Raw genomic sequence first — 14,992 nt, forward strand, 5'->3', positions numbered from 1 at the left:
CCTCACGCGGGTACGCGGGCGAGAAAAACGCTCGTGTACCGGATAAATTTGCCGATAAACACCCCCGCAAACACCCCACCAGAGACAATGGCGAATGCGCTCATGGCAGGCTGTTGCAATGTTTGCGGCGAAATGGCGCTCATCACACCCAGCACATATTTCACCAGAAACGCCAGCATCATAAACGGTAGCGCCGAATAATCCGCCTGTCGGGAAATACTGCGCGGTGCGGCAGCGCGCGTAATGGCAGCCGACTTTATCAGCATGAAGCCGAGCGCTGCGCCCGCCACTATTCCTGCAATCCACAGAGCAACGGTGGTAAGAGTAAGCTGACGGTAAATCACCAGGTCGTAAATATCCCAGACCAGAAAAATCGCAGGAATAATGGCGAGTTTTTCGAGCGTCACAATGGCGGGTTTACGGGCTTTAATCCCGCGAGATATCAGAAAAATAAACAGCACCCACACCCAGACGGGCGTATGGGTCAGGATACCGATAATCAATTCAGACATGTTGCTCACCGTGGCGGAATAACAAAACGTTAAGACCCGGATCAGTATTGCCCATTGCGGCGCAAACGCCACAATGGGCAGGGAAAATTACAGTGATATTTTCAGGCGGCGTACGGCCTCTTTCAACTGCTCATCCGTTGGCGTAACAAACGACATTCGCAGCGTCGTATGATCCGGCTCGTTGCAATAGAAAAACTCACCCGGTACAAATACTACGCCGTTACTGAGCGTTTTTTCCAGCCAGCGGGTCGTATTAATGCCGTTATTCATTTTCGCCCACAGGAACATGCCGCCTTTTGGCTTATGGAATGACATCACATCACCCAGCTCCGCTTCCAGCTCGCTGGCGAAGGTCTGATATTTCTGGCGATAGGCTTCACGGATCATTTTAATTTGATCCGCCAGACGGCCAGTCTTCAGATATTCATAGGTCATCAGCTGCGACAGGGTACTGGTGTGCAAATCGGTAGTCTGTTTCAGATTCACCACCGCGCGTTTCAGCCACTCTGGCACCAGCACCCAGCCCACACGGGTTCCCGGGGCGAGAATTTTAGAGAAGGTGGAGGTATAAACCACGTTCTCTTCATTGCCAATATCTTTGGCATGAGCAATCAGCGGGCGGAAGACTTCGTCGGTGTAATTAATTTCGCTGTACGGGTCATCTTCAATAATCACGAAGTCATAACGCAGAGATAATTCCACCAGCTGTTTACGACGAGCTTCAGACAGCGTTACGCCGCCAGGATTACCAAAGGTCGGGACAATATAAACCGCTTTGATGGTCTTTTTAGCGACCAGCGCTTCAAGCTCATCAACAATCATGCCGTCGCCGTCAGTGCCCACCGATTCAAATTGCGCCTGCGCCAGTCCAAATACCTGCAAAGCAGCCAGATAAGTAGGACGTTCCACCACGACGATATCGCCTGGGTTAATTAATGCGCGGGCCAGCACATCAAGGGATTGTTGCGAACCGGACGTAATAACCACATCATCAGCTTTACAGGTAATTCCACGGCCAATACAAATCTGTTGAACTGCCTCGCGCAGGCCCGGAACACCCTCTGTCAGACCATACTGAAAGGCCTCACCAAAATGCTGTGATAAAACGGCATCTGCGGCAATTTTAAGGCCTTCGTGATCGAAAAGCGCCGGATTAGGAATACCACCGCCCAGCGAAATTACTCCCGCCATTTTGCTATGTTTTAATAATTCACGGATGGCAGATGATTGCAGGCCTTGTGCACTGCTGGCGAGTTTATTAACAGACATTCTCTTGTAACCTTATTTTTTATGATGTGCTCAATCTTAGTATCATATGCAGATCGCTTTGATAACCCTTTTCAACGCTGACCGCAGGAATGTTCTGCCTGCAAGTGCGTCAACACCCGCCACGAGACAGCACAACAAACCAGAATAATGAAAATTAGCCACATTAACCACCAGGCGAAGCCACGCCATTCGCGCTCAGGGAATTTGGTGAATAAATAACACCACGTATCGGGCAAGGATATATTTTTTCTCACTGCGCCAAACGCAAATATATTCCTCAATTTCACCTGACCTACCAGATTTAAGGATATTCAGGCTCGGAATCTTCCGAGCTTTAGGATTATTCCCCCTTTAATTACCTCGCCATTATTTAAACAATCTTACACAAATTCACATTGCATCCATTTTCCTTACATTGCGCGGAACGTTTGATGATAGCCCGACAAAATATAGCGATAATAATATCCACAGCCACTGGCCTGACTTTAATGCTCTCTGCCCATGCTGCTGAGCCGAATAACCAGTTTATTATTCAGCAGCAACGTCAGAAAGCACTTGAGCAGCAACTGACGCCGCCCGTCCCGGATGTGCGTCTTTCGGAGCCATCATCAAGCTTTGGCAGGATTGATTTCCCCACCGAAACGCCCTGCTTCCCTATTCAGCGCGTAGAGCTGAGCGGCCAGGATGCCCTTCCCCACTGGCTGCCGTTGCAGCGCCTTGCCGATCAGGCTCAGGGCCGTTGTCTTGGCGGCAAAGGCATTAACCTGCTGATGAGTACGATGCAAAACCGCATTGTCGATCACGGCTGGATAACCACCCGCGTTCTCGCACCCTCTCAGGATTTAAAAAGCGGCACACTGAAGCTGGCGATTGTCCCGGGCTATGTTCGCCACGTGACGCTCACCAAAGAGAGCGACGATTACATCCAGCTTTACAGCGCCTTCCCTGCTCACGAGGGAAATCTGCTGGATCTGCGAGACATTGAGCAGGGGCTGGAGAATTTACAGCGCTTGCCCACCGTGGAAGCCAGCATGGAGATCCTGCCCGGTGAAAAACCCGGCGAGAGCGATGTGGTGATCACCCGTAAGCAGAGCAAGATGTGGCGTCTTGGGCTGTCGCTGGACGACGCAGGAACCGAAACCACCGGGCGCTACCAGGGCGGTGTAACCTTGTCCCTGGATAACCCCTTCTCCCTGAGCGATCTGCTGTATGTCTCCGCCAGCCACGACCTTAACGACAAAAGCGGCAAGGGCAGCAAAAACTACACCGCGCACTACTCGGTGCCGTTTGGCTACTGGATGCTGGGGGTTACCGGCAGTGACTACGACTACCACCAGACCATCGCCGGGCTGAACGGGGATTACCGCTACAGCGGCAAAAGCAAAAACCTCGACGTGCAGCTAAGCCGCGTTCTGCATCGCAGCGGCTCGCAAAAAACCACCTTCACGTACGACGTGCTCGCGCGCGAAACACGCAACTACATCGACGACACCGAAGTGGGCGTGCAGCGACGTCAGACGGCGGGCTGGCGCGTGGGGCTGGAACATCGCCACTACATCGGCCAGGCCACGCTGGACGCGGGCATCAGCTACCAGCGTGGTACGCGCTGGTTTGGCGCGCAGCCTGCCCCGGAAGAATTTACCGGCGATGCCACCGCCCTGAGCAAAATTACCCAGTTGAGCGCCCAGCTCGATCTGCCGTTTGAAATTGGCTCACAGAACTTCCGCTACAACGTGCAGTACCAGCGCCAAATCAGCAACACGCCGCTGACGCCGCAGGATCAGTTTGCCATCGGTAACCGCTGGACGGTGCGCGGCTTTGACGGGGAACGCACCCTGAATGCCAGCCACGGCTGGTACGTGCGTAACGACCTGGCCTGGAGCACACCGCTGCCAAACCAGGAGCTTTATCTCGGCGCGGATTACGGTGAAGTGGGCGGTTACAGCTCGGACTACCTGATTGGCAAACATCTGGCGGGCGGCGTGGTGGGGCTGCGCGGCAGCGCCTTCAACACCGGGTATGACCTGTTTGCCGGCACGCCGTTCTCGAAGCCGGATGGGTTCACCACCAGCAACCTTACCCTCGGTTTTAACCTCAACTGGAGCTGGTGATGCGCATCGGAAATCTGGATATCAAAGCCCCGCTGATCCTCGGCGGCGAAGAGAGCGAAGCGGAAGTGCTGGGTGCCACCGTCTGGCTGTGGATGCACTCGCCCATGCACCGGGATGCGCCCCTGCACGCGTTGCCAACGCTGCTGCTGCCCATTATCAAACGCCGCCAGTACGTTCTGATCAGCGAAAACGAACGCCCGGTGTTTTTCCTGAGCTGGGCCTGGCTTAACGAAGAATCTGAAGCGCGCTACCTCACCCGCCCGTCGATTGAGATGAAAGAAGAGGACTGGGACAGTGGGGACAGGATGTGGTTTTGCGACTGGATAGCCCCCTTTGGCCACACCCGCGCCATCAAAAAACTGATCTGCAACGACATCTTCCCTGACCACTGCTGGCGCGCGCTCTATCACCGTGGCGCAGAGCGCGGCAAACGTGTCGTGATGTTCCACGGCGGACACATCAGCCGTACCACCGCACGCGAATGGCAACTGAAACACCCGCTCACCGTTAATCTGCCGGAAGCGCTGAAAGGAACGAACCATGAATAAGAACCTGTACCGGATTGTCTTTAACAAAGCGCGCGGCATGTTGATGGTCGTGGCGGATATCGCCCGCTCTGGCCGCGCCGGTTCGTCCCGCTCTTCCGGCATCGGTCACACCCATAGTCGTCTTGTCGGCAAGGTGAGCGCCCTGAGCTTTAGCCTGTGGATGGCAATGGGAGCCATACACAGCGCCGACGCGGCCATTGTCGCTAACAATGGCGCACCGAAAAACCAGCAGCCGACGGTCATCAAAAGCGCCAACGGCACGCCGCAAGTGAACATTCAGACGCCGTCCAAAGCCGGGGTATCACGCAACAACTACACCCAGTTCGACGTGGATAAAAACGGCGCGATACTCAATAACTCCCACAAAAATGTGCAGACCAACCTCGGCGGCATGGTGGCGGGTAACCCCTGGCTTGCCAAAGGGGAAGCCAAAGTCATTCTTAACGAAGTGAGCTCGCGCGATCCGAGCAAACTCAACGGCATGATTGAAGTGGCAGGGAAAAAAGCGCAGGTGGTGATCGCCAACCCGGCGGGCATCACCTGTAGCGGCTGCGGTTTTATTAATGCCAACCGCGCCACGCTCACTACCGGCCAGGCGCAGATGAAAGACGGCAACCTCACCGGTTTTAACGTCGAGCGCGGTGAAGTGGTGGTGGACGGTAACGGGATGGATACCTCCGGCGCAGATTACACCGATATCATCGCCCGCTCGGTGAAGGTCAACGCCGGGCTGTGGGCGAAGGATCTGAAAATCACCACCGGGCGCAACAAGGTCGATGCCGCCCACGAGAAAATCGAAAAAGGCAGCGATGATGACGCCACGCGTCCACAGCTGGCGGTGGATGTTTCCAGTCTTGGCGGCATGTACGCCGGTAAAATTCGCATGGTCGGCACCGAGCGTGGCGTGGGCGTGCGCAATGCCGGTGCCATTGGCGCGCAGGCTGGCAGCGTAACCCTCACTGCCGATGGCCGTATCGAAAACAGCGGAACCCTTCGCGCCAGCGACAGCGCAGCCCTGCGCACCGCTGGCGAGGTATCCAACACCGGCGTGCTGACGGCGGCAAACAACGTGCAGGTCAATGCAGCAAGCCTGACCAGTAGCAAAGAGAGCGTTCTGGCCGCCGGGGTGAACACCGACGGCAAGCTGTCGGATGCCGGTGATTTACAGCTGACGACCAGCGGGCAGCTCAGCGCCCACGGCCAGACGCTGGCCGGGGGCAACCTCAGCGCCAGCGGTCAGGGCGTGGATGTGAGCGGCAGCCAGACTCAGGGTAAACGTGTCACCCTGGACGGTGGCGCGCAGGATGTGACGACCGCCAGCGCCAACGTCCGCGCCAGCGAGCTGACGGTCCGTACCGGTAAAACGCTCAATAACACCGGCGGTACGCTGAGCGCTGAGACGGTGAACGTCAGCGCTCACGATCTGGCAAACCAGAAAGGCAAGCTGCTCCAGAGCGGCAGCGGCGCACTTGCGGTGACACTGCCGGGCAATATTGATAACCAGCAGGGGCAGATTGGCGCGGCGAATGGCGTGCAGCTTCGCGCGGATGCGCTGAACAACACCGAAGGCCAAATCGTTGCCGTGGCGGGGAAAACCGGGCTTGATACCGGCAGCCTGAATAACGAGCAAGGGCTGATTTCCGCAGCCGCAGGCGACGGTGAAATTCGCAGCCAGCAAAGCGTAAACAACACCAAAGGGCGTATCGAAGCGGCAAAAACCCAGCACATCACTGCGGGTGACGTGAACAACCAGCAAGGGGTGATTGTCGCCAGTGGCACTACCCTCACGCTGGGCAGCGGCACGCTTGATAACCGCTCCGGCTCCCTGCTTTCTCAGGGCGCACTCAATGTTGACAGCGGCGCTATCAATAACCAGGATGGCTTCCTTGCCAGCGACGGTAATTTTGCGCTTAACAGCGGAGATGTGGATAACACCCGCGGCCAGATTGGCGCGAACCAGAGCCTGAACGCCACCTTTGCCGCGCTGCACAATACCGGCGGTGCCGTGAAATCGGTCGGCGCGATGACGCTTGCAGGCGGTGAGCTTGATAACACCAGCGGCACCACCTTCTCCGGTGCCAGCCTCGCGTTCACAGGCGATACGCTGAATAACACCAGTGGGCAACTGGCGGCAGCCGATGGTCTGTCGCTCAACGCGGCGAGCCAGCTGCTTAACACTTCGGGCGTGCTTCAGGGCAATGGCATTAACCTGACCACTGGCGCGCTCGATAACAGCGCAGGCACGCTCAACAGCCTGGATGCACTGAACCTCTCGGCAGGCAGCCTGAACAACCAGGCAGGTACACTTGCCGCCACGGGTGCAGCCGATATCGCGGCAAACAACGTAGATAACCGCAGCGGCGGGCGCATTATTGGCAAGTCGGATGCCGCACTGCACACCGACAGCCTGCAAAATGGCGGCGGGCAGATCCAGACCGTTGGCGACCTGTTGCTCGACAGCGCCAGAGGCCTGGTCGATAACGCGTCCGGGCTTATCCGCAGTGGTAAACAGCTGACGGTCACGGCGCTTAACGTCGTCAATCAGAACACCCAGGGCGAAAATCAGGGGCTGGAGGCACAGAATGTTGCCCTCAATTCAGAGACGCTCGACAACCAGAGCGGCAGCATTCTGGCGAACAACGCGCTGACGATCCGCAACAACGGCGTGCTGAACAACACCGCCGGTGTCCTCTCTTCAGCGGGCACGCTTGATACCCGCGGTAGCGGGCTGAACCTCATCAATGGCGGCGGTACGCTAAAAGCCGGTGAAAACCTCAACGTACAGGCTGATAGCCTCGATGGCAGCGGCCAGCTGTTATCGCTCGGGAATATGACCCTGAGCAGCGCAAACGGCGTCGCCCTCAGCGGCAGCACCCTTGCCAACGGCAATCTCACCTTCACCACGCCAGGGGATATCACCAACAGCGGTAAGCTGATGGCAGGCAGCGCGCTGAACGTGCAAAGCGCCAGTCTCACTAACGTTGCCAGCGGTGAAATTAATGCCGGAAGCACCACCCTGAATGCCTCCGGCGCGGTACTGAACTATGGCCTGATCGACGGTATTGCCACGCGTATCAACGCCAACACGCTGACCAACATCGGCACCGGGCGTCTTTATGGCGATACGGTAGGCGTCAACGCCATCACTTTCAACAACCTGGCAGAAAACGGCACGGCGGCCACGCTTGCCGGGCGCGAGCGTGTGGATCTGGGCGTGCAGACCCTGAACAACAGCGGCCACGGGCTGATTTACAGTGCCGGGTCAATGCACATTGGCGGCGCGCTGGATGAGAACGGTACGCCTGTTGGCCAGACTCAGGCCATCAACAACCACAGCTCAACCATTGAATCAGCGGGGGATATGGCCATCGCCGCCTCGCAGATCAATAACATCAACGATAACTTCTCAACCGAAGTGGCGCTGGTTTCACAAGAACAGCTGACCGAATACCAGCACACCGGCTCCACCAGCCGCTGGAAAGCGGGCGATGAAGGCGTCTGGGTTGACGGTAACTCTTCCGATGGCCTGCGTAATCTCAACACCCCGGAAAAGAGTGGCCACGGTAACGACAACTTCAACCAGTACGACTACACCCGTACCGTTGAAGAGACACGCATCAAAGAGAGCGACCCGGCGAAGATCCTCGCGGGCGGCAATATGACCCTGACGGGCGACCGCCTGTTTAACGACAAGAGTCAGGTTGTCGCAGGCGGTACACTGCTGATTGACCAGTTGGGCAGCGTGCAAAACGACGATGTAACCGGCGAGCGCTATACCACCGATAACGGCACCGTGACCCACTACTACCGTATTCGCCACAAGGGCGATGACGAACAGGGGCGCAGCAGCACCGTGTACACCCCGCCAACGGCAATTCAGAGCATTTCTCTGAAGCCGGGCCAGCTTGTGAGCAATGGCAGCGTAGAGGGCAGCAATCTCAGCATTACCCCGCTGGTGTTGCAGGGAGCCAATGTGGCGATTGGTCAGGCGGCAGGCGTCAACGCCACGCCTGAGCAGACCGTCTCGCCGGGCGAACCGGTCACGCCGCCTGCCGGACAGCAGTTTGAGGTGACGCCAGCCGACGGTGCAATCCGCATTATCGGCCCGAACACCACCCTGCCGGACAACAGCCTGTTCAGGGTCAACCCGAACGCCGACGTGCCGTATCTGGTGGAAACCGATCCGCGCTTTACCAACGAGCGGCAGTGGCTTGGCAGTGACTACATGCAAAATGCCTTCACCGACGATGGCGATAACACTCTGAAGCGCCTGGGTGATGGTTATTACGAGCAGCGTCTGGTGCGCGAACAGGTGGTTGGCATTACCGGGCAGCGTTATCTGGATGGCTTCACCAATGACGAAGATCAGTTCAAATCGCTGATGGACAAAGGTATCACCTTCGGCAAGCAGTATTCCCTGAAGCTGGGTGTGGCGCTCACACCAGAGCAAATGGCGTTGCTGACCGGCGATATCGTCTGGCTGGTCAATACCCGGGTCAAAATGCCGGACGGCTCGATGCAGACCGTGCTGGTGCCACAGGTTTACGCCAAAGTGAAACAGGGTGATATCGACGGCTCCGGGGCGCTGATTGCCGGGAATAACGTGTCGATGAAGCTCAACGGCGATCTGTTTAACAGCGGAACCATTGCCGGGCGTAAGGTGTTGCAACTGGATGCGGACAACATCACCAACCAGTCCGGCACGCTTCAGGCCACAGACGTGAACCTCAACGCACGTACCGATATCAACAACATCGGCGCGGCGATTGTCGGCGACAACAGCGTGCTGGCTAACGCCGGGCGCGATATTAACGTCACGACCACCACTACCAGCGGGCAGAGCGTTAACGGCGAAAACAGCTTTACCCGCACCGCCATCGACAGCGTTTCCGGCATTTACGTGCAGGGCGACGACGGCAAGCTGGCGCTGCAATCCGGGCGCGACATTACGCTCACCGGGGCGCAGGTGATCGCCAGCGGCGAAAACGGCAAAGCACAGCTGGTGGCCGGGCGCGACCTGAACCTGAACACCGTAACCACCGCCAGCAGCGACAATCTGGTCTGGGATGCGGATAACACCCTCAAACAGAGCAGCACAGACCACAACGCCAGCACCGTACAGGGCGTGGGCGGCGTCGCACTGGCGGCCAATAACGACATCAACGTGCGCGGGGCGCAAATCACCTCTGACGGTGCGCTGACCGCTGCCGCGAAGCATGACGTGAATATCGAAGGCGTGCTCAACGACAGCCAGCTTGATGAGAAACATAAAGTGGTGGGCGGCAACGGCTTCTTATCCAAAACCACCACCAAAACCCGCGACACGGTAGACCGACAAACCGTTCAGGGCAGCGAACTGAGCGCAGACTCGGTGAACATCGCTGCCGGAAACGATCTCAGCGTGGCGGGCAGCAGCGTGGTTGGCTCGGGCGACGTGGCGCTGCGGGCAGGCAACGATTTAACCCTCACCAGCATGGGCGGGCGCAATAACGAAACCCATCTGAAAGAGGAGAAAAAATCCGGCCTGATGGCCTCCGGCGGCATTGGCTTTACCGTGGGCTCGCGCAAAGAAACCACCGACCAGGCAAGTCAGGCGCTGGCGGGACAAGGTTCGACGATCGGCAGTCTGAATGGCGATACCGTCCTGCTGGCGGGTAACAACTACCGCCAGACCGGCAGCACGGTTGCCTCACCAAACGGCAACGTGGCGATCCAGGGTAAAAACGTCACCATCGAGGCGGCGCAAAACACCTATGCCTCACAGTACAAACGCACCGTTGAGCAGAAAGGCTTTACCCTCGCGGTGAACGTACCCGTGGTGCAGGCGCTCCAGAGCGTGATTGCATCGACCGAGAAGGTCGGACAAAGCAACGACGATCGCATTAACATGATGGCCGCCGCAAACGCCGCGTGGGATAGCGCGCGGGCGGCTAACACCATGATGAATGCTGCTCAGGGCGTGATGGCGAACGGTGCACAGGCGGCTGCGCAGAACGTCAGCGTCTCGCTGACCTACGGCGAGAGCAAGCAGACCCACACCCAGACCAACGACAGCACCACGGCGCTGGCCAGTAAAGTGAATGCCGGGAAGCAGGCCGTGGTGGTCGCCACCGGCGGCGGTGAGCAGTCTGACATCAATATCATCGGCTCGGACGTGAGCGGCAAACAGGGCACCACGCTGTTTGCTGATAACGACATCAATATTCTGGCGGCGCAGCAGGAGAGCCACGACCGCAGCACCGACAACTCCAGCGGCTGGAACGCCGGGATAGCGGTGAGCTACGGCCAGGGCGGCGCATCCTTTGGCGTAACCGCAGGCGCCAACAAAGGCAAAGGTTACGGCAACGGGGATGAAGTCTCCTGGCGCAACAGCCACGTGGGTGATATGGACGGGCAAACCCGCATCATCAGCGGCGGCGACACCACCCTGCGCGGCGGGCAGTTGCTGGGCAAAGGCGTTGATATCACCGCTGATAACCTGTACATCGAAAGCCTTCAGGACACCATGACCTACAAAGGCGAGCAGAAAAGCATGGGCGGCCAGGTCACCGTGGGCTACGGCTTTGCGGCATCGGGCAACTACGGCCAGTCGAAAGTGGATGCGAACTACGCCTCGGTGCAGGAGCAGTCCGGCGTCTTCGCGGGTAACGATGGCTATAACATCAACGTGAAAGGCAATACCGACCTGACAGGCGGGCTGATTACCTCCAGTGAAAGCGCCGAGCTTGCCGGGAAAAACCAGTTCAGCACCGGCACGCTGAGCTGGCGCGACGTTCACAATACCTCGGAATTCGAAGGCAACGGCTTTGGTATTGGTGCCTCGGTCAGCAACAACCCTGACACCGGAAAAGATAAAAACGTCACCTTCGGTATCGGTCACGACAGCGGGAACGACAGCGGCACTACCCGCAGCGGGATTAACACCGGTAATATCACCATCACCAACCCGGACGCGCAGCAGCAGGCTGTCGATGGTGTGAAAACGGATATCACCACCGAAACCGCCGCGGCGAACTCAGGGGCGATTAAGAACAACTTCGACAGAGACGAGGTGTTTAAAGAACTGAACCTGCAAGTCAGCGTGACGCGTGATTTCAAAGAGAATGCGAATCGCCAGATTGGCGAATATCTCGATGACAAGCAGGCCGCTGCGCGTAAAGATCTTCAGGACGCCATCAAAACCGGCGATAAAGCGAAGCAAGACGCGGCGATAGAGGATATCTACAAGCTGCAATATCAGCGCCGCTTCCTGCAAACGCTGGTCGGCGTGGTGGCCGGATCGCCGGATGCCGCGATTACTCAAGGCACCCTGTCGCTGGCGGCGACCAAAATGCGTGAAGAGACGCTGAAAAACTCCCTGCTCTTCCCGGGGGTTGTCGACAAAGACGGCAATGAAATCAGCAACGTTTCCGGGCCAAGCGACGGGCTTTACGACGGCGTTAAGCTCGGTGGCGTCCGCGTTGGCCTCGACTTCATCTGCGGCGATAACAACGTCCGCTGCGTAAATGATGAGAATAACAATCACGCCCTTATTCTCGACGACAAAGGCAGGGTTCAGTACAAAGGGGATGAACGTCATAAGACATTCGGCGCCCTGCTGGAAGACCGGACGTTATCTGGCGGGCTGTACGGCCCGACCGGCGGGTTCCAGGGCGGCGTGGGGATGATGAACTCGTGGACCTATTCGCCGGGCTCCTTCCTCGACGATCTGGTGGAAAGCTACGCCGGTACCCATGATTTGGTGGGCGGTCAGCTGCCCGGTTTTTATGATGGTGAAGGGAATACCGCCCGAGGTCGCGGCCCGCTGGCTAACGTGGCGGCCAATACCTGGACCGTCGCAGCTATTCCGATTGCCACACCGTTTGCCATGAGCGAGCTGGTGTCGCCAGAGCTACTGCAATTTATCTTCTCAACCTCTCAGTGAGTGAGCGAACCATGAAAAAAAGTCTGCTTGTTCTTTTGCCCTTCCTGCTCACCGGCTGCGTGGTGGGCAATATGGACTCAACCGATTACCAGTATGTGAAATACGCCCAGACCTTCCAGAAGCTGGATAAAACCGGGCGTACCGACACCGCTCAGCGTAAAGAAGATCTCTACAGCTGTGGCGTAGAGAGAACGGCCAATCTGGACGACGGCAGCTATAACGGCGGCAGCGCCCGTCAGGGCCAAACGCTTCAGGAAGTGGTTGCCAGAGAAGAGAAAATCTCAAGCTGCATGAAAGCGAAAGGCTATACGGTCTACGGCTACGATGAGTGCGGGCCGCTTAAAGCCCCGACCGGGCTGTGCCCGAATTAACATGACCGATTCACCTGACATGGAGTATCCATATGAACGGCGATCGGGATGAGCATTATTATGTGGATTAACGGCTTTAACGTGGCCGTGGGTTATCGTTTCTGACAGTTATGTAGACCCAGTAAGCGCAGCATCAACAGGCAATGCCTGCATAATATGCGCAATAAACTGCGTAAGCTTTGGCAGCGGGCGTAAATCCTGCCGCCAAAGCAGATGTACCGGCCTCGGCTCCGGGGTGTAATCCTCAAGCACCCGCACCAGCCTGCCGCTCGCCAGCTCTTCCGCCACCAGCACTTCCGGTTGCAGCAGTAACCCCGCCCCCGCTCTTGCCGCCATGCGCAGTCCGTAGCCGTCGTTACATCTTAAGATAGCATCGCGTTTCCAGCGCACTTCCCCTTCCACGCCCGGTAGCCGCCACTCGTTGCGCGCGGTCCAGACCGTGTGCGAAAGACACAGATGATCCACCAGGTCGGCGGGCGTTTGCGGTGTGCCGTGACGGGCCAGATACTCCGGCGCGGCGCAAATCACCATCCGATACGGGCAGAGATATTTCGCCACCAGATCGTCGTGATGGATGTCGCCAATACGAATGGCCAGATCAACGCCTTCATCCACCAGATCCACCATCCGGTTAGTCAGATCCAGCTCGACCCGCACTTCCGGGTAGCGCTGTAAAAACGTGGCGGTGAGCGGGGCAATCACGCAGCCACCGAACGACGTGGGCGCGGATACCCGCAAGGTTCCAGCGGGCGTCGCGCGCAGCCGTTCAACGGCGCGTTCAGCCACCGACACCTGCTCCAGCACCCGCCTGGCTTCGTCGAAATAGACTCGTCCGGCGTCAGTCAGGCTCTGGCGGCGCGTGTTTCGCTCCAGCAGGCGCGTACCCAGCTGAGACTCCAGCAACGCAATGTACTTCCCGACCATCACCGCCGACATCTCAAGGCGCGATGCGGCAAGGGTGAAACTGCCGCTCTCTACCACGGCGATAAACGTCTCCATGCCGCGAAGCTTATCCATATTGCAAACCCCTGATTAGTAATCATCTAACTTTAGCCCAGTTTATCTGACTTTTTATTTATTAAAGAATGAGGGCTCACAACATAAAGGAGTCTGCTATGAAAATCGTCATTATTGGTGCCAGCGGTACGGTTGGCCGTGCAGTAACGGAAGAGTTAAGTCGTCGCCATGAGGTTATCCGCGTGGGGCGTACGCAGGGTGACTATCAGGTGGATATCACCTCGCAGGAGAGCGTGCAGGCGCTGTTTGAAAAAATCGGCCCGGTGGATGCCATTGTCTCGGCCAGCGGCGGCCTGTTCTTTGGCCCGCTCGCCACGATGAAAGACAGCGATTTCAACCAGGGCTTGCAGGACAAGCTTCTGGGGCAGGTGCGCCTGGCGCTGACCGGCCAGCACTACCTGAACGAGGGCGGCTCGATCACCCTGATTAGCGGAATTGTGGCACACGAACCGATTGCTCAGGGGGTAAATGCCACCACGGTGAATGCTGCGCTGGAAGGGTTTGTCCGCGCGGCGGCCTGTGAACTGCCGCGCGGTATTCGTATCAACCTGATTAGCCCGACGGTGCTTACCGAATCCGCCGAAGCGTACGATGGTTTCTTCCCCGGCTTTGAAAGTGTGCCAGCGGCGACCGTGGCCCAGGCCTATCGCCGCAGTGTGGAAGGTGTGCAGAGCGGGCGGGTGTATAAGGTGGGTTATTAAGCCTTACGGGCTGAAATCAACACCAGCATCGGGCGTTCAGCCTCTTCGGCCAGCGCAGGCCAGGCATCAATCTGTGCCTGTGTTGGCCCCCATTCATTGACTTCGTTTATCGTTAAACCCGCCCTGATAAGCGTATTGAGCGTTGTGCCGAGCGGGCGGTGGTATTTAATCACCCCTTCTGCCAGCCAGTTGCTTACGCGCTGCCCCTCTTCCTGATAGTGATTCACGCCCCAGAAACGCTCTCCGTTGTCGTCGGTCAGCCAGCCCTGACGAGTGGCACAGGTGTAGATCGGGTGTTCCATCGAAAAGACCAGACTGCCGCCTGGTTTGAGCGCTTGCTGAACGTTTGCAAACAAGGTATCCAGCTCTGGCAGCATCGCGTTGAGTGATGGCCACTCCGGCGCACCGTCCAGGCCGTGCACCGAACGTGGAAGCTGGGCGTAGCCTTCAAAAAACGCCGGGTTGTCGTAGATGTTTTGCGCCATGACAGAACCCTCTTTAAGAATGTGCATAGCAGTATACTGCATTGTCGGGTGGCG

General features: G+C 57.6%; 9 protein-coding genes. 5 read left to right on the plus strand and 4 right to left on the minus strand.

Translation table 11 applies throughout. The features are described 5' to 3' along the window. Positions 1 to 2 precede the first annotated feature (2 nt). A complete protein-coding gene (locus HV107_RS04095; protein WP_182062160.1) occupies positions 3 to 512 on the minus strand; it encodes a DUF6622 family protein in 510 nt (169 codons plus the stop codon). A gap of 87 nt (positions 513 to 599) precedes the next feature. Continuing rightward, positions 600 to 1,781 carry a PLP-dependent aminotransferase family protein gene (locus HV107_RS04100; RefSeq protein ID WP_182062161.1) on the minus strand — a complete coding sequence of 394 codons (1,182 nt, stop codon included), beginning with the start codon at positions 1,779 to 1,781 and terminating at the stop codon, positions 600 to 602. 488 nt (positions 1,782 to 2,269) lie between these two features. Here HV107_RS04100 and HV107_RS04105 point away from each other — a divergent pair, with 488 nt between their 5' ends. Genes HV107_RS04105 through HV107_RS04120 form a run of 4 tightly spaced genes read left to right on the plus strand, consistent with a single transcriptional unit; the run spans position 2,270 to position 12,735 of the window. Next, positions 2,270 to 3,892 (plus strand): ShlB/FhaC/HecB family hemolysin secretion/activation protein, encoded by a 1,623-nt coding sequence (locus tag HV107_RS04105; protein ID WP_182062162.1) that lies wholly within the window; start codon positions 2,270 to 2,272, stop codon positions 3,890 to 3,892. After that, a complete protein-coding gene (locus HV107_RS04110; RefSeq protein ID WP_182062163.1) occupies positions 3,892 to 4,440 on the plus strand; it encodes a toxin-activating lysine-acyltransferase in 549 nt (182 codons plus the stop codon). The genes HV107_RS04105 and HV107_RS04110 overlap by 1 nt, the downstream gene beginning before the upstream one ends. Continuing rightward, on the plus strand, positions 4,433 to 12,364 hold the full coding sequence (locus tag HV107_RS04115) for a hemagglutinin repeat-containing protein (RefSeq protein WP_182062164.1): 7,932 nt from the start codon (positions 4,433 to 4,435) through the stop codon (positions 12,362 to 12,364). Before HV107_RS04110 ends, HV107_RS04115 begins: the two co-directional genes overlap by 8 nt. Before the next feature lie 11 nt (positions 12,365 to 12,375). Continuing rightward, positions 12,376 to 12,735 (plus strand): hypothetical protein, encoded by a 360-nt coding sequence (locus HV107_RS04120; RefSeq protein WP_182062165.1) that lies wholly within the window; start codon positions 12,376 to 12,378, stop codon positions 12,733 to 12,735. 108 nt (positions 12,736 to 12,843) lie between these two features. Here HV107_RS04120 and HV107_RS04125 read toward each other — a convergent pair whose 3' ends face one another. Beyond that, the gene (locus tag HV107_RS04125; protein WP_182062166.1) at positions 12,844 to 13,752 is read right to left on the minus strand and encodes a LysR substrate-binding domain-containing protein; all 909 of its coding nucleotides are present in this window, start codon (positions 13,750 to 13,752) and stop codon (positions 12,844 to 12,846) included. Between the two features lie 98 nt (positions 13,753 to 13,850). Between HV107_RS04125 and HV107_RS04130 the strand changes: the two genes are divergently transcribed. After that, the gene (locus tag HV107_RS04130; protein WP_182062167.1) at positions 13,851 to 14,453 is read left to right on the plus strand and encodes a short chain dehydrogenase; all 603 of its coding nucleotides are present in this window, start codon (positions 13,851 to 13,853) and stop codon (positions 14,451 to 14,453) included. Here the strand turns inward: HV107_RS04130 and HV107_RS04135 are convergent. Continuing rightward, positions 14,450 to 14,938 (minus strand): hypothetical protein, encoded by a 489-nt coding sequence (locus HV107_RS04135; RefSeq protein WP_182062168.1) that lies wholly within the window; start codon positions 14,936 to 14,938, stop codon positions 14,450 to 14,452. The two genes, HV107_RS04130 and HV107_RS04135, sit on opposite strands and share 4 nt — an antisense overlap. Positions 14,939 to 14,992: the final 54 nt, after the last annotated feature.

This window comes from Enterobacter sp. RHBSTW-00175 (genome assembly GCF_013927005.1).
In the GTDB taxonomy this organism is placed as follows: Bacteria; Pseudomonadota; Gammaproteobacteria; order Enterobacterales; family Enterobacteriaceae; genus Enterobacter.

Bases quoted from the DNA above. Each gene is read 5' to 3' on its own strand.
- HV107_RS04100 (WP_182062161.1), bottom strand. From the start codon at position 1,781: ATGTCTGTTAATAAACTCGCCAGCAGTGCACAAGGCCTGCAATCATCT.
- HV107_RS04120 (WP_182062165.1), top strand. From the start codon at position 12,376: ATGAAAAAAAGTCTGCTTGTTCTTTTGCCCTTCCTGCTCACCGGCTGC.
- HV107_RS04115 (WP_182062164.1), top strand. From the start codon at position 4,433: ATGAATAAGAACCTGTACCGGATTGTCTTTAACAAAGCGCGCGGCATG.
- HV107_RS04130 (WP_182062167.1), top strand. From the start codon at position 13,851: ATGAAAATCGTCATTATTGGTGCCAGCGGTACGGTTGGCCGTGCAGTA.
- HV107_RS04125 (WP_182062166.1), bottom strand. From the start codon at position 13,752: ATGGATAAGCTTCGCGGCATGGAGACGTTTATCGCCGTGGTAGAGAGC.
- HV107_RS04105 (WP_182062162.1), top strand. From the start codon at position 2,270: ATGCTCTCTGCCCATGCTGCTGAGCCGAATAACCAGTTTATTATTCAG.
- HV107_RS04110 (WP_182062163.1), top strand. From the start codon at position 3,892: ATGCGCATCGGAAATCTGGATATCAAAGCCCCGCTGATCCTCGGCGGC.
- HV107_RS04135 (WP_182062168.1), bottom strand. From the start codon at position 14,938: ATGGCGCAAAACATCTACGACAACCCGGCGTTTTTTGAAGGCTACGCC.
- HV107_RS04095 (WP_182062160.1), bottom strand. From the start codon at position 512: ATGTCTGAATTGATTATCGGTATCCTGACCCATACGCCCGTCTGGGTG.